The following is a 21,999-nucleotide window of genomic DNA, read 5'->3' as shown; positions in this document are numbered from 1 at the left end:
CGTTCAACGTCATCGAGTCGCGCCTGCCTGCTCGAACAGCAAGGCGAAAAGCCTCTCGCAGCTGGGGCTACCTGGGAGTGCCGCAATAGCCTGTTCGATGTCGCGCCGCTGCTCCGGTCCCAGACTGATTCCGGCCAGCAGGTTGAACTTGGCGAGGAATTCCGCGTGGGTCATGGCGGTTTCGGGGTCGCCCTTGGCGGCGGTGATCGGGCTTGTGAGGACCTGACCATCCTTGAGCTGGATCGAAACCCTCGACAGGATTTCATTGGGGAAACGTGCGGAGAGCTCATCGCTTTCAACGATTTCAATGCGCTGACTTACCGCCAGGATGTCGGAGGCGTGGACCGCTTCACCCGTCACCTCCAGCGGCCCGACCTGACCACGCACCACAAGCGCCGCAAGCGGGAAGGCCAACGCGTACTGGGCCTCGTCGGCGTTGGCCGGCGTATGCCCCTGCAGGCGCATGGATTCATGGAAGGTCTGCACCTGGATCTGCTCGATGTTTTCGCCACGGATCTGCGGATGCTCGGTCATGAGAGCCGTCACGGCGGTGAGGGCCGGCTGGGCCCAGCGACAAACCGGCCAGGGCTTGAAGTACTGGGCGTCGATTTCCCAGCGCTCGCCGAGATCCCGCCAGTGGGCGGCCACTGCATCATCCTCCACCGTCTCGGCCGGCGCCCCGGTGACACCTGCTTCGGCCAGCAGCAGGGCATTGATGCCGGCGTAAGCCCCCGCACCATGGGCATCACGCAACATCGACGGATGATCGACAAGTCTCATCATCGGGCAGCGCGGACCAAAGTATTCGGCGATACCCAGCGCATGGCGGAAGCGCATTTCGTCCAGGCCCAGCAAGCGCGCTCCTCCACATACGACGCCGACGCCGGAAAAAGCTCCGGAGGCATGGTATTCAGGAGCGGTAGCCATCAGCGCGGCGCCGGCACGCAGAGCGGTTTCATAGCCGATGCAGAGGGCGCTCAACAATTCCTCACCGCTGATGTTCCTACCCTGCTCACGGCATGCGTCGACGATCGCCAGCAGGGCCGGCACCACGGTCGCGCCTGCATGCCCCTTCGACGTGAAATGGCCTTCGTGGGCATCCAGGCTGTCAACGCTGAAGCCGCCTGCCCACGCGGCCCCTAGCGGATGCACAGCGCGGCCATCGAAGAGCAGGCGGCTGGCCAGTTTTCCAGCCGGGTAATGCGCCAGTGCGTAGCGTTTCAGCGCCTGGCTGGTGTGGTTGTCACGCGCACCGGCCGCCACACCGAGAATATCCAGCAAGCAGGTCTGCAGCAGCTCGCGGGTATGGGACGGTGCATGGTGGAAACGGAAATCGCGGACGAACGAGTAGAGCGACATGTGGAGACTCCACAGACGGGCTTTGTTTGGGTAAAGGGAATGAGGGAGCCCGCAGCACGGGCTCCCGAAGGCATTACTGCTTGGTCTGGCTGACCTGGTTCCCAGCGGCGGTTCGCGAGGCTTGCAGCCAGCTATCGAACTGCTGGCGATGCGCGGCGACCCACTCCTTGGCATGGCGCTGGATGTCGGCGGGCTTCTTCTCGCCCTGCTGCATCTTCAGGTTCTGCGCACTCTCGTCATCGGTGCTGATCTGCACCTGCGAGAGGAACTTCACGGCCGCCGGGTTCTCCTCGGCGAAGTCCTTGTTCAGCACCGCCACCACCTTGTCCACGGCGAACCCGAGGTTCTTGCCCTTGTACATGGTGTCCACATCGTTATTGCCGTCCGGCAGGTCGGTCTTCGGCACTTCCAGCCAGACCACGTCCGTGTTCTCGACCAGCACGCTGGCAATCCACTGCGGCACCCAGGTGAAGTACAGGATCGGCTTGCCTTCCTTGTAGCGGGTGATGGTGTCGGCCATCAGGGCAAAGTACGAGCCCTGGTTGACGTGCACACTCTTGTCCAGGTCATAGGCCTTCATGTGGTGGGAAATGACCAGCTCGCAGCCCCAGCCCGGGTTGCAACCGGTCAGGTCGGCCTTGCCGTCACCGTCGGTGTCGAACAGCTTGGCGATCTCCGGCTTTTTCAGGTCGGTGATGTACTTGATGTTGTACTGGTCGGCGGTTTTCTTATCGATCAGGTAACCCTGGCTGACACCCGGCAGGATGTTTCCGATCTTGACCATTACGTCGTCACCGCCGGCCTGCTGGTAGAACTTGTCGTGCAGCTTTTCCCAGAGATGCACGGTGAAATCGGCATCGCCATTGGCCAGGGCCACCATCATCACGCCGTACTCGGTCTCTTTCGGCTCCTGGACGTCGTAGCCCAGTTCGCGCAGGCCTTCCATCGCCACCTCGCCGCGGAAGCGCTCCTCGGCGATGGAGGGGAAGATCGGCGTGATCTCGACGCCCTCGCCTGGCTTGTCGGTCGAAGCGCTGGCACTCAGGGCGGCGACTGCCAGGGACAGGGCGGTGGCGCATTGCAGGAGGCTGTGGGAGAACTTGGATCGATGCATCGTCTCGTACCTTTATATTGTTTTCTGTCGGGTTCGGCAGATCGAATCAATCGGCTCAGGCAGTCTTGCGCCGCCCGGAGGAGTGCCCGGCACCGCACAGACGCAGCAGCGCGCCAACGGGGCCGGTGTGGTACCAACGCAGGCTCGGGTCGGCGCTTGAGCGCGCTCCCATGGCCTGGGTCAGGCGGTCGAGGAAGATGGCCAGCAACACCAGTCCTACCCCGCCGACTGTGGCCAGGCCCATGTCCAGGCGACCGATGCCGCGCAGGACCATCTGCCCGAGGCCGCCAACCGAGATCATCGAGGCGATCACCACCATCGACAGTGACAGCATCAGGGTCTGGTTCAGGCCGGCCATGATGGTCGAGGTGGCCAGCGGCAGTTGCACGCGGGTCAGCATCTGCCGACGGGTGCAGCCAAAGGCACGAGCGGCCTCGATCTTGTCTTCGGGTACCTGACGAATGCCCAGGTTGGTCAGGCGCACCAGCGGTGGCAGGGCGAACACGATGGTCACCAGCACGCCAGGCACGTTGCCAATGCCGAACAGCATCACCACGGGCACCAGGTAGACGAACGCCGGCAGGGTCTGCATGGCGTCGAGGACTGGCCTAATCACCCGCTCCAAGTGGTCGCTGCGAGCACAGAGAATTCCCAGCGGAATACCGATCACGGCGCAGAAGAACACCGAGGTCAGCACCAGCGCCAGGGTGGTCATGGACTCCGACCAAACGCCGATGAAGCCAAGCAGGGTCAGGGTGACGAAGCACAGCAGTGCCATGCGCTTGCCGGCCAGCTGCCAACCCAGCAGCGAGGACAGGATGATGCCGATGGTCGGCGGGATGCTCTGCAGGACGTACTCGATACCGTTGAGAACCTGGTCGATAGGCCAGCGGATGGCACGGAACACATCCCGGAAATTGTGCACCAGGTATCTCAGGGTGGTTTCCACCCACTCACCCAGTGGGATGACGGCGCTCTGGAAAGGATCGAGAAGACTGAACTCTGACATGGTGGCTACCTATTCTCCGAAGTTGCGGCTGTTGCGTAATCGCGGGATTCGCTCAATGGCGACTCAAGGTGTGCAACAGCTGATTCTTGGAAATGGTGCCCTTCAGAGCACCGCTGCGGTCCAGGACGGGCACTGGGTATGGCAGTGCCGCGACGATATCCAGCACGTCATGAAGGGGCGTGTCGGTGTAGACGGGGTGTTGCTTGTGCATGCTGAGCGCGTCGCCCGGCAGCCCCGCGACCCCGCCGCCGGTTTCGTCTGCTCCCACAACAGCCAGCAGTTGGTCGCACTCGTCGATCAGGTATCCGTAAGGAATGCCAGTCTTGAATTTCGGGGCTTTGCCGTTCACCCGACACACCATCTCCGGGTCGAGTTGTGCCACGTCACCGGCCTTGAGCACCCGGGAACTGTCAAAGCCCTTGAAGAAGGTCTCGACGTACTCATTGGCGGGCTGGTTCAGCAGCTCCTGCGGTGTGCCGATCTGCACCACCCGACCACCTTCCATGATCGCAATGCGATGTCCGATTCGAATGGCCTCTTCGATATCGTGAGAGATGAAGATGATGGTGCGCTGCTGCTCTGCCTGAAGGCGCATGAGCTCTCCCTGCATCTCGCTTCGGATCAGCGGGTCCAGCGCAGAGAAAGCTTCATCCATCAGCAGGATCGTGGGGTCGTTCGCCAGGGCGCGGGCAAGCCCCACACGTTGCTGCATCCCTCCGGACAATTGGTGCGGATAGCTGTGCTCGTGCCCGGCCAGACCGACCTGGCTCAAGGCCTCGCTGGCGCGGGCTTGACGCTCGCGCTCGCCCACGCCGGAAATCTCCAGGCCGAACGCCGTGTTTTCCAGGACGCTCATGTGCGGCATCAGCGCGAAGGACTGGAAGACCATGCCCATCTCTTTGCGGCGAACATCGAGCAGTGCCTTGTCCGACAGGCCGGTGATCTCGCGTCCATTCAGGTGGATGCTGCCGGAGGTGGGTTCGATCAGCCGGTTGAACAGTCGCACCATGGTCGACTTGCCCGATCCGGACAGCCCCATGATCACGAAGATCTCGCCACGCTTCACGGAAAAGCTAGCGTCGAACACACCGACGACATGACCGGTCTTGCGGAATATTTCGTTCTTGTCGGCGCCCTTGCGCAACATCTCCATGGCAACTTCCGGATGGGGTCCGAATACCTTGAAGATGTTCTTTACCGAAAGAATTTCGTCGGCCTGATTCATAAAACCTCTTTGTTATGCTTATTAACCAATCAGTCAACTTCGCGCTTTTCATTCGTCAAATCGACTGTGATTAGCGTCCAGCAAAACCGGAGTTCCATTCGTCTCTGACGTGGGTAAACCGGCGCGCAGAAAATCCTGCTCCATAAAAGCGACATCGATTTATGAATGCCGCGTTGCAGCTTCAAATTAGGGGTTGGGCATTACAGCGTCCAACGACATTTGTTCGCCCGTAACCATAACGTCATGTTATTGATCGCGAGTTGCGGAGCCTTCCAGCGAAGAAAACTCCCGCTCCGAAGGCCCCTGACGCGCCAGGAGAACCGCCGCGATCAGGACCATCACTCCACCCGCCAACATCGCGTAGGTGACTTGCTCGCCCATGAGCAGCACCGCAATGCTCACGGCTACCACCGGCTCCAAGGTCGACAGGGTCGCGGCAGACGACGGACCTATACGCGGAGAGCCGGCCAGAAAGGCCGCCACCGGTACCAGGGTGGCGAACAGTGCCAACCCCAAGGTCGCCCACCATGAGAGGGCGGTCGAGGGCAATGAAGCCCCTTGCAGGACGGCTGGGACGGCGAACGTCAGCGCGCAGCCCAGAAGCAGCATCGCCGCTGAAGCCAATGGGTTTTCGTGGTTGATCCGATGGGTGCCGTAGATGACCGACGCCCCGTAGCACACCGCAGCGAACAGCGCCCACAGCGCCCCCATTGATGCGCCTGACAGGTTGAGCCCCGTAGCCATCGATACCCCGCCCAGGGCCAAAGCCAGGCTGACCAGTTTGAGTGTGCTGGACCGCTCCCCCAGGCAGGTTATGGATACGACCGTTACGAAGGCCGGAAAGGTGTACACCAGGATGATCGCCAGACTGACCGATGCAGATCGCGCGGCGCTGTAGTAGCCCAATGCCGCAAGCCCGTAACCGAATCCGAGTAGCAGGTTTTGTCGCGCCAGCTGGCCTGTGGGAAGCGGTATTCCGCGCCAACGGAGGAACACCAGCAGCACTCCGGCAGCAATTGCGAAGCGCGACAAAAGCAGCCCCACGGGATCGGCACCGCCCGCGTAGGCGTACTGGGCGAATAGCGGCTGCAGGCCGTAACAGAACGCAGCCAGCAGCACGAGGCCGAAGCCCCTGGCATGACCATTTCGATGCGAATGCGAGTTCATGTGTAGTGTCACCGGGTTCGGCCCCAAGGCCTTCCAGACAGAAAAAGCCCCGTTTCACCCAGCAGATGAAACGGGGCCAATTCGAAGCGGAACAGGACTCAGTCAGCCAGTCGGCTGGTCATGGTCTCGCAATACCAGTCCACGAACTGGCAGACGCCGTTCTCTGCAATCGATGAGTATGGCCCCGGCTCGTAGGCAGGAGAGCTGACGCCCGCCTGAGCCCCTTCCACCAGACGGCGATCCTGGTCGTTGGTAGCGATCCAGACCCGGGTCAGTCTTTCGAGGTCGTAATCCAGGCCCTCCTGTGCGTCCTTGGGCACCAGCCACTTGGTCGTCACCAGCGTTTCGTTGGGGCCTTGCGGCAATACACGGAAACTCAGGGCGTGGTCGCCCAGGAAGTGATTCCAGGTAGAGGGATAGTTGAAATACAGCAGCGCGCCGATATCGGCCTCGCCGCTGCGGTCGAGGCGCCCGGCCACTGCGGGTTTGCCGTCCATGGTGTAGCTCACGGCACCGGCAGAGAGCGGAATGCGCGTCATGCGGAACTGCCCGGCTTCGTCCATCACCAGGCGACTGGGCAGGCCGGCTGCCTCACAACGATTCCAGTGCGCCACCAACTCCGGGTCATCCTCCCCGCCTACACCCGCTACCGAAAGGTTTTCGACATAGGAGTTGAGCAACTCGGGATGCGTCCCATCGCAGTGGTAGCACTCGCGGTTGTTTTCGAACACCAGCTTCCAGTTGCCCCGCTCGATCAGGTTGGACTCGAACGCCACCTTGCAATCATCCAGGTTGTGCGGGGTGATGAAGGGAGAGACGGCCTTGCGGAACTTCTCGAAATCCGGCGCCTTGTCGGCTACGCAGACGTAGATGTAGCTGTTCACGACTTCGCAATGCGCCGGCCTCAGGCCATAGTCAGCCGTGTTGAAATCGGGCCCCATGTTGCCCGCGAACAGCAATTTTCCATCCAGATCGAACACCCACTTGTGGTAGGGGCAAACCAGCTTGGCGACCTTGCCGCTGTTCTCGGTGCACACCTTCGAACCCCGATGCCGGCAGGCATTGTGGAACGCCCGCACCTGGCCATCGCCGCCACGTACCACGGCAACCGGGTAGTCCCCGATCTGCAAGGTGAGGTACTGGCCGGGCTTTTCCAGTTCGAATGTATGCCCGGCGAAGATCCACTCCTTGTGCCAGATATGTTCAAGATCCTGGCGATAAACCTCTGCGTCACTGTAGAGAGCTCGAGGAAGGGCATGACGCTCTTTGCGTTGGCGGATCAGGGCTAATACAGCAGTGTTTTTATCCATTGTTATTTGCACTCCAGAACAGGCGCATGAAGTTGTCGGTGCTTGCTTAAATCGGCGAATAATGGAGTCATCGACTCGTCAGCTCGCACTTTCCAAGGTCAGGGCTTTCTGCATGAGCGCCCTTTCGGATAACCTCAAACCAGCAGCAAAGCCGCCCCGCCGCGATTGCAGCAGGTCGCAGTCTAGGGCGAGGTCCCCAGTCGGCAGAACCGACTTTTTATTCAGGATCTTGATTACTTGTAGTTATGGTTAAGCACACTGAACCCGATCAGACGCTGGTCAAGATGCCATCACTTCGCGCCGTGAAATCCTTCGTTGCGGCGGCCAAGTACCAGAACTTCACCCGTGCGGCGGAGGCCTTGTGCGTGACGCAAGCAGCGATCAGCAGACAAATCCGCGAGCTGGAAACCTATCTGGGCGCTGAGTTGTTCAAGCGCGAGGGTCGCGCCGTGGAACTCACTGCCGCCGGCTCGATTTTCTTCGATGCAGTGCAGCTTTCTTTCGTCAACATCTCCCAGGCCGCTGAGCGCATCCGCAGCAAGAGCACGTCCAGACGCGTGCTCACCCTTTGCTGCTCACCAGCGTTCTCGGCGCACTGGCTGGCTCCGCGCTTGCCAAGCTTTTTCAGCGCAAACCCGGACGTTGACCTCAACCTGATTACGACGCAGAACTTCCTGTCCATGGAGCCCGGCGTGCGTCCGGACATCTTCATCACCAAAATGGCCAAGATCCGCGAGGGGTATCGCAGCTATCCCCTGATGCACGATGTGATCTACCCGGTCTGTACGCCGAAGTACCTCAAGGAGCACCCAGAGATATCCACCCTGGAGGGGCTTCGCGATACCGTGCTGCTGAATCTCAGCCCCTACGGTCGCTCGCAGGTCGCCGAACATGTCGATTGGAAGGTCTGGCTGGCATTCAACGATATCGATCTTGAAGCACGCCCATCCAACGGCCCACATTTCTTCAACGCCAACGACTACACCCTGCTCATACAGATGGTCCGGAATGATCAAGGTGTCGCGCTCGGCTGGAACCACCTGGTAGGTCAGCTTGTTGATCAAGGGTTGCTGGTTCGGCCCGTCGAGCAGGAGCTGGTGCTAAAGGACGCCCTGCATTACCTGACCTTCAACGAAGACAAAGAAGGTGACGAAGCCTGCTGCCGCCTGCGTGACTGGCTGATCGCACAGCTCTGATGACCTGACGTTATCGTTTCCCCTCACTATTTATCAATTAAATATTCAAAGAAACACTGCCATAGTTAACGTTTGATATTCACCCGACAAGAACCCGCCAAGTGCGGGTTCTTTCGTTTCTATCTTCCTTCGACAATCCATAACCTCCGATCATCGATTGCCTTCCCTAAATGTTGCTTGTTGATGACCTGATCGTGTCATTAACCTTCTTTCCAACCCCATCCAACGGGCGCCGAACTCAACGATGCCAAGTTGGCAGCGTGCTCATCTCGTGAAAGAGATGTTTACCAAGCTGAAATAAGAAAGTTAGGTCTATGAAATGACAAAAATCACGTCTTTACCTGCCGACGACAAGAGCTGTGGCTGGTACCACCTCAGTAAACCTCGTCAGCCAAGGCCTAGCCATTTCGGCAAGAGCTCCGCACGTTGGGTCGTAGTGGGAGCGGGATTCACCGGGCTTGCCGCCGCCCGGCAACTGGCGCTCAACTTCCCGCATGAAGAAATCATTCTTGTCGAAGCTCAGGAAGTCGGATTCGGCACCTCAGGCCGCAATGCCGGTTTTGCCATAGATCTCCCTCACGATATAGGGGCCGATGATTACATCGGTGATATCGACACCGCCAAAATCAGTTTGAAACTGAATCTCACCGGACAGTCCTTGCTCAAGGACCTGGTGGAGCAGCACAACATCGATTGTCAGATGAAAGCCTGCGGCAAGTACCAGGCTGCCATCGAAGATCGTGGCATTGCCGTACTGGATGCTTACAGGCGTGGCTTGGACAAGTTGGGTCAGGCCTATGAAATGATCGAGGCCGACGAACTTCCAGCACATATCGGTACGCACTTCTACCGTAAAGCCCTGTTCACCCCGGGAACAGTACTGATTCAACCCTCTGCCCTGGTGAAAGGGCTGGCCGACAGCCTCCCGGGAAATGTCAGCCTCTTCGAAAACACGCCCATTACTGACGTCGAATACGGCGAAAAAATCGTCCTCACACACGCCTGTGGCAGCATCACCGCCGATAAGCTCGTTCTCACCAACAACGCCTTCGGCATGAGCTTCGGCTTTCTCAAGGGCCGCATGCTGCCGATCTTCACTTACGCCAGCATCACTCGCCCGCTCAGCGCCGACGAGCAGGCGCGACTGGGTGGAAAACCGTTCTGGGGTGTCATCCCCGCCGACCCGTTCGGCACAACAGTTCGGCGTACGCCGGATAACCGCTTGCTGATTCGCAACAGCTTCAGCTTCAACCCTGATGGGCGTAGCAATAAAAAGTTTATCGACCGGTTCATCAGTCGACACTGTGCGTCATTCGAGAGTCGATTCCCAATGTTGCCCGGAGTTGAATTCGAATATACCTGGGGCGGCGCACTGGCTCTGTCGAGAAATCACATGGGGTACTTCGGACAGTTATCCAACAATGTTTATGGTGCCCTCTGCTGCAACGGTCTTGGCGTCACCCGAGGGACCGCCACCGGTAAATTGCTTGCTGACTGGCTCGCCGGAAGAAAGAGCGAATTAATTGACTTCTTGCTGAACGCTCCCGGCCCAAACCTGAACCCGCCGGAACCGCTCCTTTCTGTTGGTGTAAACCTGAACCTCAAATGGGGGCAGTATCGCGCCGGGAAAGAAAGCTAGTCAGCGAAAGTTTTAACGGGCAAATCCCGCCCAATCATCAATTGGCATTCAGCCCCGCGATGGCAAGCCACTTTCAATTCAGGCGACTTGGCAAACTCTGGAGCTAATCATATTTCAGCCTTGAGGATCAGCTCCGCCTGAAGTTACGCAAAAACCATGTAAGCCAGGAGAAAATAATGATAATTCCTAGTACGTCTATCGAAGACGTCCCCATCAACGGCTTTCATAAGCTGTTGACCCTTCGATCAGGCGGCGGGTCGTTTGTTGACGGCTATGTGCTCAGCATCATCGGCGTTGTCATGGTGCAAATCACTTCGGCAATGAGCCTCAGCAGCTTCTGGCAGGGTTTGATTGCCGCCTCGGCGTTGATCGGCATTTTTTTTGGTGGGTTCTTCGGCGGTTGGCTGAGTGAGCAATTCGGACGCAAGAAAACTTTCTTCGTCGGGCCGACCCTGTTCATGATCGCCTCCCTCGCCCAGTACTGGGTTGACTCTGCCCAAGGCTTGTTCGCCCTGCGCCTTCTCATAGGCGTGGCCGTAGGCATCGAGTATCCGGTTGCCACGGCATTGCTGGTCGAGTTCCTGCCGAAAAAGTATCGCGGCCCCCGGCTGGCAACGCTGACAATCCTCTGGTTCGCTGGCGCAGCGGCAGCCTATGTAGTGGGTGAAATCATCCTGCGCGTCGCTGGCGATGATGCCTGGCGCCTGGTCCTGGCCAGCGCAGCTGTGATTGGCGCCCTACTCTTCCTGCTGCGAATCGGTACTCCCGAATCGCCCCGCTGGCTGCTCAGCAAGGGCCGCGCGGCAGAGGCTGAACGGGTCATCAAACAGGTGTACGGCCCCAACTTCTCGCTCAAGAACCTACCTGAGCAGCAGGACAGCAAAAGGCTCTCGTTCTGGAGCCTGCTCCACTCCGGATACGGCAAACGCATGTTGTTTGTCACCGCCTTCTGGACCTGCTCGGTCATCCCGGTCTTTGCGGTCTACGCCTTCGCCACTACGGTCCTGCAGGCTCTTAACCTCAAGGGTGACTGGGCCTCCTTTGGCTCAGTGGCGATTACCCTACTTTTCGTATTGGGTTGCATCATCGCGACCCGCCTGATCAACACCATCGGACGTCGCAGCATGCTGATCTACAGCTTCCTGTGGTCCGGCCTCGCACTGCTTGGATTGGGCATCTACCACTCCAGTTCGCAGCTGCTGATTCTGTTCCTGTTCGGTACGTACGCCTTGTTCATCGGCGGTGCGCAGGTCCTGACCCTGGTCTATCCGAACGAACTCTTCCCCACCGAGATTCGGACCTTCGCCGTCGGCATCGGGACCTCACTGTCGCGCATTGGCGCTGCGGTAGGCACCTACCTCGTGCCTGTCTCCCTGCAGACCTTCGGCATCGCCTCGACCATGTATGCCGCAGCCATCGTGACGCTGGTCGGGCTGCTGTTCGCACTGGCCCTTGCCCCGGAAACCCGCTCGCTCAACCTGCAGCAGGCGGCCTCTCTCACATGAAAACAACCCGCCGATCCCTGGAACAAACCGGGACTCGGTAAACATTCAACTCCCTGGAGAATGCATCGTGAACTTTGACGGTATCTTCACCCCGGCAATCACCCCCCTGACGGCGGACGGAGCCATCGATAAGTCGGCCTTCGCTGCGGTACTGGAACACCTGATCGAATCGAAGGTTCACGGCATCGTCATCGGCGGTTCCACGGGCGAGTACTACGCCCACACCGCCCAGGAGCGTTTCGACCTCGCCGCACAAGCCAAGGATGTCATCAATGGCCGCCTGCCGTTGGTGGTAGGCACCGGAGCCGTCCGCACCGAGGAGTCGATCGCCTACGCCGAAGCGGCCAAGGCCATCAAGGCCGACGCACTGCTGGTTGGCTCGCCGCCCTACGCCCTGCCGACACAGAAGGAAATCGCCACCCACGTCCTCGCCGTGGACCGCGCAGCTGGCCTGCCGATCATGCTCTACAACTACCCCGCCCGCATGGGGGTCGGCATGGGTGACGAGTTCTTCGCCGAGGTGGCTGGCTGCAAGAACATCAAAGCCATCAAGGAAAGCTCGGGTGACACCGCCCGCCTGCATCGCCTGGCCGTGCAACACCCCGACATCGCCCTGTCCTGTGGCTGGGATGACCTGGCACTCGAGTTCTTCGCCTGGGGCGCACGCAGTTGGGTGTGCGCCGGCTCCAACTTCATTCCCCGTGAACACGTAGCCCTGTACGAGGCCTGCGTGCTCGAGAAGGACTTCGACAAGGGCCGCCGCATCATGGCCGAACTGATGCCGCTGATGGACTTCCTCGAAAGCGGAAAATTCGTGCAGTCCATCAAGCACGGCTGCGAGCTGATCGGTCTGCGCGCAGGTGGCGTGCGCGCACCTATGCAGCCGCTCGAAAGCGAGGAGAAACAAGGGCTGCAGGAGGTCCTCAGCGTTCTCAAGCGCAACATCGCGAAAATCACCGAGGGTTCCAACAATGGCTGAATTGCTGAGCAAGGCACAGTACGCGGAAATCGCTGCCAATGTGGAATTCCGTACCCAGGCGTTTATCGACGGTGAATTCCGCAAGGCGCTGTCGGGCCGTACCTTTGTCACCACCAACCCGGCCACTGGCGAGGTACTGGCCGAGATCGCCGCTTGCGACGTGCAGGATGTCGACGTGGCCGTGGCCGCCGCCAAGCAGGCTTTCGACGACGGCCGCTGGTCGAAGCTGCAGCCCGGCGAGCGCAAGCACATCCTGCTCAGGTTCGCCCAACTGCTGGAAGACAACGCCCATGAACTGGCGGTGCTCGAATCGCTGGACAGCGGCAAGCCGGTCAGCGAGTGCCAGAACGTCGACGTGCCGGAAACCATCCACACCATCCGCTGGCACGCCGAGCTGATCGACAAGATCTACGACTGCACCGCCCCGACCGGCAACGCGGCCGTGACCATGGTAGTGCGCGAAGCAATCGGCGTGGTCGGCCTGGTGCTGCCGTGGAACTTCCCGCTGCTGATGCTCGCCTGGAAGATCGCCCCGTCCCTGGCAGCCGGTTGCTCGATCGTGGTCAAGCCGGCCAAGGAAACCACCCTGAGCGCCCTGCGTGTGGCGGAGCTGGCCTATGAGGCGGGCATTCCTGCGGGTGTGTTCAACCTCGTCCCGGGTGGTGGGCGTGAAGTGGGCGAGGCCATTGGCCGCCACATGGACATCCCCATGGTCAGCTTCACCGGCTCCACCGAAACCGGCCGCCTGTTCCTGAAGTACGCGGCCGAGTCCAACCTCAAGCGCATCGTGCTGGAACTCGGTGGCAAGAACCCGGCGGTGGTCATGAACGACTGCGAGAACCTGGACGAAGTCGCCCAGTTCGTGACCGCTGGTGCGTTCTGGAACATGGGCGAGAACTGCTCGGCGTCCTCGCGTCTGATCGTTCATAAGGACGTCAAGAACGAGCTGCTGTCGCTGATCGTCAAACACCTCAAGGACTGGAAACTCGGCGACCCGCTGGACCCGGACAATCGTCTGGGCGCTATGGTCAGCAAGTCGCACTTCGAGAAGGTTCGCTCCTACCTGACATACGCCACCGAGCAGAAACTCAATGTGGTGCAGGGTGGCGAAACTGATTCGGGCGTGTTCGTGCAGCCGACCATCATCGACGGCGTGTCTCGCGACAGCCGCCTGTTCGTCGAGGAGATCTTTGGCCCGGTACTGAGCGTCACCAGCTTCTCGACCATCGATGAGGCGATCGAGCTGGCCAACGATACCATCTACGGCCTGGCCGCTTCGGCCTACACCGGCAGCCTGCGCAATGCCCTGCGCCTGTCGAGGGAGATCCGTGCCGGCGTGGTCACCGTCAACTGCTTCGGTGAAGGCGATGCCTCGACCCCCTTCGGCGGGTACAAGGAGTCTGGTTTCGGCGGTCGAGACAAGTCGATCTGGGCCCATGATCAATACACCGAACTGAAAACGATCTGGATCAACGCGGCCGAATAACGGCGCGTCGATTGACCCGATTCACCACCGCCTTCTGTGCGGTGGTCGAGTCGGGGATTTTTTGCATGACCGCGCCCAAGCAGCCGCCCCGCCAATGCTGCCGCACCCGGCATCCGCGAAGTACGGATGTCCATCTCCAATTCCCATTTGTCAGGCCACGCTCGGAAAGCGAGATGCCGCGCGCACACAAATCGATGTCGCTTTTCCTCAACGCGGTGGCGAGTAGGACCAACCGATCTCCGCGCCACGTGGACTATGTTGGCCTCGCGTGATGCTTGCCAGAAATGAGTGTCAGCGCTGGTGCGCCGCCGAATCCAGCGGCGAAACGAAGAAGGGACTCGGACTACCGACTCTCCGATTTGCCAGCGATCTGGTGGCAGCCTCGCGTCTCCATAACAAGTCCAAGAGAAGAGATCAGAATGACTATCACCCGAGCGGAAAGCGCAAGCAGCGAGCTGGCGCAAGGCTTCAAGCCTCGCCACATAACCATGCTCTCAATCGCCGGCATCATCGGCGCGGGATTGTTCGTCGGCTCCGGACATGCCATCGCATCTGCCGGCCCTGCCGCAATCGTGGCCTATGCATTGGCCGGGACCCTTGTCGTGCTGGTCATGCGCATGCTGGGAGAAATGGCGGTAGCCAGCCCCGACACGGGCTCGTTCTCCACCTATGCCGACCGGGCCATCGGCCGATGGGCCGGCTTCACCATCGGCTGGCTGTACTGGTGGTTCTGGGTGCTGGTCATCCCCATTGAAGCGATCGCCGCAGGCGTTGTGCTGAACAACTGGTTTCCCCAGGTCGAGACCTGGTTCTTCGCTCTTGCGGTGACCGTGCTGCTGACCGCCACAAACCTCTTCAGCGTGGCGAAGTACGGCGAGTTCGAGTTCTGGTTCGCGATGCTCAAGATCATCGCGATCGTGGCCTTTATCGCGCTGGGTGCCAGTGCTCTTCTCGGAATCCTGCCGGATCGTGAGGTAAGCGGCCTGCAGCGCCTGACGCTGGAGCATGGTGGGTTCATGCCCAATGGCTGGACCGCAATCATCGGTGCCCTGCTGACGACGATGTTCAGCTACATGGGTACCGAGGCAGTGACCATTGCGGCTTCCGAATCGAGCGACCCTGCCAGGAACATCGCGAAGGCTACCCGCTCCGTGATCTGGCGAATCAGTGTTTTCTATCTCCTGTCGATCTTCGTCATCATTTCCGTCGTGCCGTGGAGTGACCCGCTGCTGCCGGTCCAGGGTTCCTACCAGCGCGCACTGGAAATCATGAACATCCCCTACGCCAAGTTCCTGGTCGACATGGTGGTACTGGTGGCAGTCGCCAGTTGCCTGAACTCGTCGATCTACATTTCCTCGCGCATGATCTTCTCGCTCGGCAAGCGCTCCGATGCGCCCTCTTTCATCCAGCGGACCTCCGCAGCAGGCGTACCCCGCGCCGCCGTCATCGCCAGCACCCTCATCGGTATGCTGACGACCGCTTTGAACTTCTTCGCACCCGCTCAAGTATTTGCGTTCCTGCTGGCCAGCTCCGGTTCCATTGCCCTGCTGGTCTATCTGGTCATCGCGTTTTCCCAACTGCGCATGCGTTCGATGCTGCAGAAACAGAACGCAGAAATCGCCTTCAAGATGTGGCTGTTCCCCTGGCTGACCTGGGCGGTCATTGCCTTCATCGTCTTCGCCCTGGGCGTGATGTTCGTCATGCCTCAGCACCGGCTCGAGGTGACTTCGACCCTGGGGCTGGCGGTCATGATCATGCTGATCGGCATCACCACCAAACGACAGCACCAACAACCTGCGCGGGTCTGCGCCGTAGGAAAAACCGCCTGATCTGAACGACTACACACCGGGGTATTTCCACCCCGGGTCGGACTCGAAGCGCCCGGGCGATGCCGCCTGGGCGTTTCCTGCTTCCTGGCTTGTGCCTGGCCTGATGATCCGGGTCAGCCCAGGTGCCTAGGTATCGAACCAGTTGAAATTGAATGAGGAAGAGATTGAGAGAGCGGAGGTTTTTCAGCGACGGTTTGCAGGGACGGAACCTCCGGTTTGTGGGTGAACACAAGGATGAGCAATTACCTCAAGCTCGAGTGGGCTTCGTCCTGCTCGAGCATTTTTCTCTCCCAGCCTTTACCCAAGCGCTGGACACCCTGGTGACCGCCAACCTGATTCGCGCAGGCGCTTTTTCTACCAGGACCTTCACGCTGGATGGCACTTCAGTAGCCAGCGACCTCGACCTGGTGATTTCGCCGAGTTCGCCACTTCACGGCGAACTCTTGCACGAACTCGATCTGCTTGTGGTGTGTGGCGGGCTTCGGACGACGCTATGTGCTTCGCCGCAGCTGACACACGTGCTGCAAGTGGCGAAGGACCGGGGCGTAGCGCTCGCCGGCCTCTGGAATGGTGCATGGTTCCTGGGGCAGGCCGGGTTGCTCGATGGCTACAAGTGTGCGGTGCATCCGGAAAATCGGGCCGCGCTCGCTGAGCTGGCCAAGAGCAGCCAGGTGACATGCGAGAGCTTTGTCGTGGATCGCGACCGGCTGACCGCAGCGAGTCCGATGGGCGCCTTCCACATGGTTTTGAAATGGATCGACCTTCTGCATGGCCGCGGCCTGGTCGACGCCATTGTCGATATCCTGGCGTTCGAAGAATCACGCTATCGACGCGTCCATCCGTCTCTGCACGAGAAGATGAGCGAACCGGTCCGAGACGCGATTACCCTGATGAGCGCGAACATTGAGGAGCCGCTTACCCAGGACCAGCTCGCTCGATATGTCGGCCGCTCCAAGCGGCAAATGGAGAGACTCTTCCAGCAGCAACTCGGAACCACTCCGGTTCGCTTCTATCTGGAGTTGCGTATTACCGAGAGCCGCCGACTGCTCCAGTACTCAGACCTTCCCATTGCCGAGGTCAGCGTTGCCTGCGGCTTCGCCTCTGCCAGTCATTTCAGCAAGTGCTACGCCGCGTTCTATGGTTACTCCCCGTCCAGGGAAGTTCGATACGGGTATGTGAAATCCACGAAATAGCGGGCGCGAGGGCTTGCCAGGTCAGGCGATCATCCGCTCCCGCAACCTGGCCAGCATGCCGAGGATGCTGCCGACACGCTGGTTCTCGCCGGCCTCCTTCGGCACCTCGGCCGCACGCGGGACCAGGTCGAGGGGCCGGGAACGCCAGAGAAAGGCCTGTTCGGCTGCAGCCTTCAGCCCCTTCTCGAACAGTCCTCGGCGGATCGGCTTGGGCAGGTAACGGAAGATCTGCGCTTCGTTGATCAGCTTCAGCAGCGCCTGGGTATCGCGGAATGGCGTCACCACCAGGCTGAGCAGGCGCGGATGGGCCTGGGCCAGGGATTTCAGCAGCGGCGCCATGTCTTCGCCGCCAAGCTTGAGGTCGCTGACGAGCAGGTCCACGGGTTCCAGGTTCAGCGTCACCAGCGCTTCGCTCAGGTTGTGGGCGCGCATCAGGCGATGGCCGCCGGCCTGGCAGAAGGCTTCGACGCAATGCAGGGTTTCCGGGTCGTCGTCGAGCAGTAACAGGTTCAGCGGTGCCGCCAGGTCGCTGGTGGCGGCGGTGACCGGCGCACTGGCCTGGCGCTCGGCGATTTCCGCCGCCTGGCGCAGGGTGAAGGCCATTTCCTGCGGGTCCCAGGGTTTGGTCAGGTAGCGGAAGATGCCGCCGTTGTTCAGGGCTTCCACCGCAGCGTCCAGGTCCGAATAACCGGTGAGCAGGATGCGCAGGCACTCCGGGGCGACTTCTCGCGAGCGGGCCAGCAGTTCAGCGCCGCTCATGCGTGGCATGCGCTGGTCGCTGACGATGATCTGCACCGACTCTTCCTTCAGACGCTCCAGCGCCCGCAGCGGATCGCTTTCGGTGATCACCTCGTACTGGCGACGGAACTGCAGCGCCAGGCTACGCAGGATGCGCTCCTCGTCATCGACGAAGAGAATGCGGACAGGTGAGGTCATGAGCTCAGGCACTCCGTTTCAGTTCGACCGCCTGACTGCGCGGCAGGCTGATGAGAAAGCGCGTTCCGCGCCCCGGCTCCGAGGCCACGCGGATGCTGCCGCCGTGGTCGCGAATGATCTTGTAGCTGATGGACAACCCCAACCCCGTGCCCTGCCCCACCGGCTTGGTGGTGTAGAACGGGTCGAAGATGCGTTGCATGACTTCCGGCGGCATGCCCCGGCCGCTGTCCTGCACGGAGATGCAGACATTGCCGTCGTCGGCCCAGCTCTTCACCTGGATGCGTCCCGGTGCATCCATGGCTTGGGCGGCGTTGGTGAAAAGGTTCAACAGCACCTGGTTGATCTGCGACGGCGCACAGGCGATACGCGGCAGCTCACCCAGCAGTTGGAAAACCTCTGTCTTGTCCTTGATGTGGTTGCGGGCGATGAGCAAGGCGCTGCGGATGCAGTCGTTGAGGTCCACTTCCTCGCTCATGGCACGATCAAGACGGGCGAAATCCTTGAGTCCGGACACCAGCTCGGTGATCTGGCCGAGGCCGTAGAGCGTGTCGCCGAACAGCTGCCGCAAGTCGTCCGTCAGCAGCTCGGGAGCGGCCGCTTCGCGGCTGGCGGCGGCTCGTTCCAGCGCATCGGTGAGCCGTTGTTCGTCACAGTCCGGGTCTTCCAGGCAAGCGGCCAAGGCAGCCTGGCTTGCGGCCAGGGCGAATAGCGGCGTGGTCAGCTCTTCCATCAGCTGCACGTTGTTCTTCACATACCCCAGCGGCGTGTTCAACTCATGGGCGACGCCCGCCACCATCTGGCCGAGGGATGCCATCTTCTCCGACTGCACCAGTTGCGCCTGGGATTCCTTCAGGTCCACCAGCGCCTGGCGCAGTACCCGGTTGCGCTGGGCAACCCGCAGTTCCATGGCTTTCAGCAAATCAAGCACCGTACCCAGTCCCAGGTAGCGTCCCTGTTCGTCCACCAGGATGAAATCTTCGGTAATGGGGTACTGCAATTGCGCGGTGACCTGCTTGGCTGCCGGCTCCAGGCCAGAGGCGAGGGCCACGGTCAGCGGCGCCGGATTCATCACGTCGCCCACCGGACGCCGACCCCAGAGGTCGCGACCGAAGCGCTGCATGAAGATGTCCTGCAAGGTGTAGCGGCTGACCAGCCCCAGCGGCTTGCCCTGCGCGTCCACCACCGGCAGCGACAGGAAGGCCTTGTGCTCGGGCGTCAGCAGGCGATCAGCCACATCACTGATACTCATCTCCGGGGCCAGCGGCTCCACGGTCTTGAGCAGGCGAGCCAGACTGCTTGCGGCTGCCATGAGCGGTACTCCGGACGACATTTGAGGTGCAGCGCATTCAAGCAGCATCAGGTTGCCATCATGTGACAGGCGTCTCATGCAAGAAACAAATGGCAAGGAAGCGAAGTAGCGACAACACTGAAGCTCGACGCCAACAGGAACCATCACCATGCCCGAAAAAGCCGCCACTCCGAGCCCCCGCAAAGGTCTGCTGCTCCGCCTGCTGCGCATCCTTGCCTGGCTGCTCATGGCGGTGGCGCTGGTCTGCGTGACGCTCTACCTGGCGTTCGGCCCCGCGCAGCTGTTCGAGCGCCTGAAGCCGCCCCCACCGGTCTTCCCGGAGAGCAATGGCATCGAAGCCCCCTCCGCACCGGTTGCCGCCGCACCGGTTCCGGCCCCTGTCCAGGCGCCAGCCGGCTCGCAGGAAATGGTCGAGCTGATGATGGACAGCATCGAAGACATCTGGGGCGAATTCCTCGCCCGTGGCGACTACTCCTATAAGAGGGCCAAGCTGGTGACCTACCGGGGCAAGGTCGAGTCCCCCTGCAAAGACGTCGGCACGGCCAGCGGCCCCTTCTATTGCCCCGGCAGCAAGAGCCTTTATCTGGATCTGGACTTCCTCGACGGCCTGCAGAAAAAGTCGCCTGACGTCGGCGACTTCGCGCGCAGCTACGTCGTCGCGCACGAGGTGGCCCACCACATGCAGAACCTCGTGGGCGTCAACAGCTGGATCAAGGATATGAAGGAAGGCGGCGTCAAACTCTCCGGACCGGAAGGCCTGATGGTCGCCCAGGAGCTACTGGCCGACTGCCTGGCTGGCAGCTGGGCCAGCTACGCCCAGAAGAAATACGCCTGGGTGAAACCCGACGAGGTGGACAAGATGCTGAAGGTGGTAATGGCCTATGGACAGGAACAATCCGCCATCCCAGGCAAAGCACCCATGCGCGACGCACTCACCCACGGCAGCTTCGAGCAACGCCAGAAGTGGCTGCATACCGGCATCGAAACCGGCGACCCGCAACGATGCTTGCAGTTGTTTACGGGGATTGCGCAGTAGTGGTCTGAATTGTGGGGCCGCGCCGCATCGAATGCGTTCGCTCACGGGCGCCAGGCAGGTGCAGCCTGCAGGTCAGGCACGGGCGGCTCATCGCCGAGTGCCGCGAAGCCCAACAGGGCCGGCACCTTTGCTGGGTTTCGCTTCGCTCTAACCAGCGCCCACCTACTTGGCGGTGCTGATGTCCCCGCTCTCCCAGCGCGACTCGCCGCTTTCCAGCGCATTGGCGATGGTGGCGAGCTTGTCGTCCGGCAGTGATTCGGGCAGTGGGTCGACACCGGCGCTGACGAACAGCTGGGCATAGGCGTTACGCAGTTCGGCGTAGGACAGGTCGCGCTTGAGCTGCGCCTGGAGGGTGTTCAGTTCCCCCTGGATCAGGTCCAGTTCGCCGATGCTCTGCGTCTTGTAGCGATTGCGCAGCTGTTCGGCGATCTGTCCGTCGAGGCTGGCCAGCTCTTCGCTGGTCTGGAACTGGCGCTGGGCCTCGTGGAAGTTGGCGTTGGCCACGTAGAGCTGCGCCAGCACGGCCATGGACATGGCCTGGCGACGGGCAGCGGCGACGGACTCGCCGGCCTTGGCGACGTCGATGGCGGCAGGTCCGGAGAGGACGTTGAACAGGTTCCAGGTGACTTTCACGCCGTAGTCGGCCCAGCTCTGGTTGACCAGGAAGGAGTTGCTGTCGTAATGGCCGCCAGCGGAGAACTCCAGGCCCGGCAGCAGCCGCAGCATGGCCTTGCGGGTTTCGGCAGCGCTGATGCGCGCCTGGTAGTCCTGTTCGCGCAGTTCCGGGCGACTGGCCAGGGCTTCTTCTTCCAGGCGGTTCATGTCCACCTTGAGTTCCGGTACCTGGTAGTCGTCGGTGGCGGCCAGGGTGAAGTCGGTGTTCAGCGGCAGGTTGATCAGCGCAGCCAGCTCGGTCTTGGCCAGGGACAGCGCGCGGCGCTGCTCTTCCAGCTGACGAGTGGCCTCGATCAGCGCGCGCTGGTAGCTCATGGCCTGTACCGGGTCGCCGATGCGCTCCGAGCTCATGCGCTGGCTGCTGGTGCGAACTTCATCGACGCGCGCCATCAGGCTGTCGATCTGCTTCAGCAGACGGTCGGCCGCCACAGCGCGCCAGTAGGCCGAGCGCACGTCCTGGATGATGGTGTGAACCACCTTGCGGCGGCGCTCCTGGACGATCAGGCGCTGGTCGGCCTGTTGCTTGGCGCTGACGTAGCTGACGCCGAAGTCGAGCACGTTCCACACCATGGTCAGGTCCGCCACACCACGGTCGCGGTCCTGGGAGGTGGACGGTTCCAAGGACTGGGTATCGGTCAGCACGCTCTGGCTGCTGGAGGCGCTGACGTTGCTGCGCCCGGCGTAGCCCGCTTCCATGGCCATGCGCGGCAGCATGTCGAAGCTGGCCAGGTCTACCTGGCGCTTGGCCAGGGCTTCTTCCATCACCTTCAGGCGTGCCTCAAGGTTGTACTTCACCGCGCGGGCCATGGCCTGGTGCAGGGTCAGGGGGCCGCTGAGGGGCTCCTGGTCCTTGAACATGGTCGCCAGGTCCTGGCGCGCACGCTGCTCGCTGACGCTACGGTCGATGGGCTGGCTGGTCACGGCACAACCCGTGACCGCCAGCGCCAGCACACTTACGCTGAAAAACTTCGCTGCTTTGCTCATCCTTGGGCCGCCCCCTAGACACGGCACTTACAGATTTCTAATTCGTTG

At 61.0% G+C, this 21,999-nt stretch carries 17 protein-coding genes; 8 read left to right on the top strand and 9 right to left on the bottom strand.

Annotation, left to right across the window (positions count from 1 at the left end; genetic code table 11):
- Positions 1-9: 9 nt before the first annotated feature.
- The 6 genes from MnOB_RS18970 to MnOB_RS18945 all read right to left on the bottom strand — a co-directional run bounded on the left by MnOB_RS18970 (position 10) and on the right by MnOB_RS18945 (position 7,184).
- The gene (locus MnOB_RS18970) at positions 10-1,359 is read right to left on the bottom strand and encodes an MmgE/PrpD family protein (protein ID WP_077525782.1); all 1,350 of its coding nucleotides are present in this window, start codon (positions 1,357-1,359) and stop codon (positions 10-12) included.
- A gap of 73 nt (positions 1,360-1,432) precedes the next feature.
- Complete coding sequence (gene proX, locus MnOB_RS18965) at positions 1,433-2,473, bottom strand: glycine betaine/L-proline ABC transporter substrate-binding protein ProX (protein ID WP_077525781.1); 1,041 nt, start codon at positions 2,471-2,473, stop codon at positions 1,433-1,435.
- Between the two features lie 55 nt (positions 2,474-2,528).
- Positions 2,529-3,482 (bottom strand): glycine betaine/L-proline ABC transporter permease ProW, encoded by a 954-nt coding sequence (proW, locus tag MnOB_RS18960; RefSeq protein ID WP_077525780.1) that lies wholly within the window; start codon positions 3,480-3,482, stop codon positions 2,529-2,531.
- A 52-nt stretch (positions 3,483-3,534) separates the two neighbouring features.
- Positions 3,535-4,707: a quaternary amine ABC transporter ATP-binding protein gene (locus MnOB_RS18955; protein WP_077525779.1), complete on the bottom strand. Its 1,173-nt coding sequence runs from the start codon at positions 4,705-4,707 to the stop codon at positions 3,535-3,537.
- Positions 4,708-4,953: 246 nt separating this feature from the next.
- On the bottom strand, positions 4,954-5,874 hold the full coding sequence (locus tag MnOB_RS18950) for a DMT family transporter (protein ID WP_077525778.1): 921 nt from the start codon (positions 5,872-5,874) through the stop codon (positions 4,954-4,956).
- 98 nt (positions 5,875-5,972) lie between these two features.
- Positions 5,973-7,184: an aromatic ring-hydroxylating oxygenase subunit alpha gene (locus MnOB_RS18945; protein ID WP_077525777.1), complete on the bottom strand. Its 1,212-nt coding sequence runs from the start codon at positions 7,182-7,184 to the stop codon at positions 5,973-5,975.
- Between the two features lie 245 nt (positions 7,185-7,429).
- Here MnOB_RS18945 and MnOB_RS18940 point away from each other — a divergent pair, with 245 nt between their 5' ends.
- The 7 genes from MnOB_RS18940 to MnOB_RS18910 all read left to right on the top strand — a co-directional run bounded on the left by MnOB_RS18940 (position 7,430) and on the right by MnOB_RS18910 (position 17,011).
- Positions 7,430-8,380, top strand: a complete 951-nt coding sequence (locus tag MnOB_RS18940) for a LysR family transcriptional regulator (RefSeq protein WP_077525776.1) — start codon at positions 7,430-7,432, stop codon at positions 8,378-8,380.
- A 319-nt stretch (positions 8,381-8,699) separates the two neighbouring features.
- A complete protein-coding gene (locus MnOB_RS18935) occupies positions 8,700-10,019 on the top strand; it encodes an NAD(P)/FAD-dependent oxidoreductase (protein ID WP_077525775.1) in 1,320 nt (439 codons plus the stop codon).
- 176 nt (positions 10,020-10,195) lie between these two features.
- A complete protein-coding gene (locus MnOB_RS18930; RefSeq protein WP_077525774.1) occupies positions 10,196-11,524 on the top strand; it encodes an MFS transporter in 1,329 nt (442 codons plus the stop codon).
- 67 nt (positions 11,525-11,591) lie between these two features.
- Positions 11,592-12,503, top strand: a complete 912-nt coding sequence (locus MnOB_RS18925) for a dihydrodipicolinate synthase family protein (protein ID WP_077525773.1) — start codon at positions 11,592-11,594, stop codon at positions 12,501-12,503.
- The gene (locus MnOB_RS18920) at positions 12,496-13,989 is read left to right on the top strand and encodes an aldehyde dehydrogenase (protein ID WP_077525772.1); all 1,494 of its coding nucleotides are present in this window, start codon (positions 12,496-12,498) and stop codon (positions 13,987-13,989) included. Before MnOB_RS18925 ends, MnOB_RS18920 begins: the two co-directional genes overlap by 8 nt.
- Positions 13,990-14,408: 419 nt before the next feature.
- Positions 14,409-15,818, top strand: coding sequence for a GABA permease (gene gabP, locus MnOB_RS18915; RefSeq protein WP_077525771.1), 1,410 nt, complete (start codon positions 14,409-14,411; stop codon positions 15,816-15,818).
- Between the two features lie 152 nt (positions 15,819-15,970).
- Positions 15,971-17,011 (top strand): GlxA family transcriptional regulator, encoded by a 1,041-nt coding sequence (locus tag MnOB_RS18910; protein ID WP_107504101.1) that lies wholly within the window; start codon positions 15,971-15,973, stop codon positions 17,009-17,011.
- A 21-nt stretch (positions 17,012-17,032) separates the two neighbouring features.
- Here MnOB_RS18910 and MnOB_RS18905 read toward each other — a convergent pair whose 3' ends face one another.
- A complete protein-coding gene (locus MnOB_RS18905) occupies positions 17,033-17,947 on the bottom strand; it encodes a response regulator (RefSeq protein ID WP_077525770.1) in 915 nt (304 codons plus the stop codon).
- A gap of 4 nt (positions 17,948-17,951) precedes the next feature.
- The gene (locus tag MnOB_RS18900; RefSeq protein WP_077525769.1) at positions 17,952-19,256 is read right to left on the bottom strand and encodes a sensor histidine kinase; all 1,305 of its coding nucleotides are present in this window, start codon (positions 19,254-19,256) and stop codon (positions 17,952-17,954) included.
- A 148-nt stretch (positions 19,257-19,404) separates the two neighbouring features.
- On the opposite strand from MnOB_RS18900, the gene MnOB_RS18895 reads away from it, so the two are divergent.
- The gene (locus tag MnOB_RS18895; protein ID WP_077525768.1) at positions 19,405-20,292 is read left to right on the top strand and encodes a neutral zinc metallopeptidase; all 888 of its coding nucleotides are present in this window, start codon (positions 19,405-19,407) and stop codon (positions 20,290-20,292) included.
- Between the two features lie 162 nt (positions 20,293-20,454).
- Here MnOB_RS18895 and MnOB_RS18890 read toward each other — a convergent pair whose 3' ends face one another.
- Positions 20,455-21,951 carry a TolC family protein gene (locus MnOB_RS18890; RefSeq protein WP_077525767.1) on the bottom strand — a complete coding sequence of 499 codons (1,497 nt, stop codon included), beginning with the start codon at positions 21,949-21,951 and terminating at the stop codon, positions 20,455-20,457.
- Positions 21,952-21,999 lie beyond the last annotated feature (48 nt).

Origin of the sequence: Metapseudomonas resinovorans (assembly GCF_002003485.1) — a bacterium.
GTDB lineage: Bacteria > Pseudomonadota > Gammaproteobacteria > Pseudomonadales > Pseudomonadaceae > Metapseudomonas > Metapseudomonas resinovorans_D.
Note: the sequence above shows the minus strand (reverse complement) of the source record. Positions and strands in the feature narration are given on the sequence as shown.

What these genes read in the sequence shown, in the direction of transcription:
- MnOB_RS18930 (WP_077525774.1), top strand. Translation starts at nt 10,196, where the DNA reads ATGATAATTCCTAGTACGTCTATCGAAGACGTCCCCATCAACGGCTTT.
- MnOB_RS18945 (WP_077525777.1), bottom strand. Translation starts at nt 7,184, where the DNA reads ATGGATAAAAACACTGCTGTATTAGCCCTGATCCGCCAACGCAAAGAG.
- proW (WP_077525780.1), bottom strand. Translation starts at nt 3,482, where the DNA reads ATGTCAGAGTTCAGTCTTCTCGATCCTTTCCAGAGCGCCGTCATCCCA.
- MnOB_RS18900 (WP_077525769.1), bottom strand. Translation starts at nt 19,256, where the DNA reads ATGGCAGCCGCAAGCAGTCTGGCTCGCCTGCTCAAGACCGTGGAGCCG.
- MnOB_RS18935 (WP_077525775.1), top strand. Translation starts at nt 8,700, where the DNA reads ATGACAAAAATCACGTCTTTACCTGCCGACGACAAGAGCTGTGGCTGG.
- MnOB_RS18970 (WP_077525782.1), bottom strand. Translation starts at nt 1,359, where the DNA reads ATGTCGCTCTACTCGTTCGTCCGCGATTTCCGTTTCCACCATGCACCG.
- MnOB_RS18950 (WP_077525778.1), bottom strand. Translation starts at nt 5,874, where the DNA reads ATGAACTCGCATTCGCATCGAAATGGTCATGCCAGGGGCTTCGGCCTC.
- MnOB_RS18920 (WP_077525772.1), top strand. Translation starts at nt 12,496, where the DNA reads ATGGCTGAATTGCTGAGCAAGGCACAGTACGCGGAAATCGCTGCCAAT.
- MnOB_RS18895 (WP_077525768.1), top strand. Translation starts at nt 19,405, where the DNA reads ATGCCCGAAAAAGCCGCCACTCCGAGCCCCCGCAAAGGTCTGCTGCTC.
- gabP (WP_077525771.1), top strand. Translation starts at nt 14,409, where the DNA reads ATGACTATCACCCGAGCGGAAAGCGCAAGCAGCGAGCTGGCGCAAGGC.
- MnOB_RS18955 (WP_077525779.1), bottom strand. Translation starts at nt 4,707, where the DNA reads ATGAATCAGGCCGACGAAATTCTTTCGGTAAAGAACATCTTCAAGGTA.
- MnOB_RS18910 (WP_107504101.1), top strand. Translation starts at nt 15,971, where the DNA reads ATGAGGAAGAGATTGAGAGAGCGGAGGTTTTTCAGCGACGGTTTGCAG.
- MnOB_RS18940 (WP_077525776.1), top strand. Translation starts at nt 7,430, where the DNA reads ATGGTTAAGCACACTGAACCCGATCAGACGCTGGTCAAGATGCCATCA.
- MnOB_RS18905 (WP_077525770.1), bottom strand. Translation starts at nt 17,947, where the DNA reads ATGACCTCACCTGTCCGCATTCTCTTCGTCGATGACGAGGAGCGCATC.
- proX (WP_077525781.1), bottom strand. Translation starts at nt 2,473, where the DNA reads ATGCATCGATCCAAGTTCTCCCACAGCCTCCTGCAATGCGCCACCGCC.
- MnOB_RS18890 (WP_077525767.1), bottom strand. Translation starts at nt 21,951, where the DNA reads ATGAGCAAAGCAGCGAAGTTTTTCAGCGTAAGTGTGCTGGCGCTGGCG.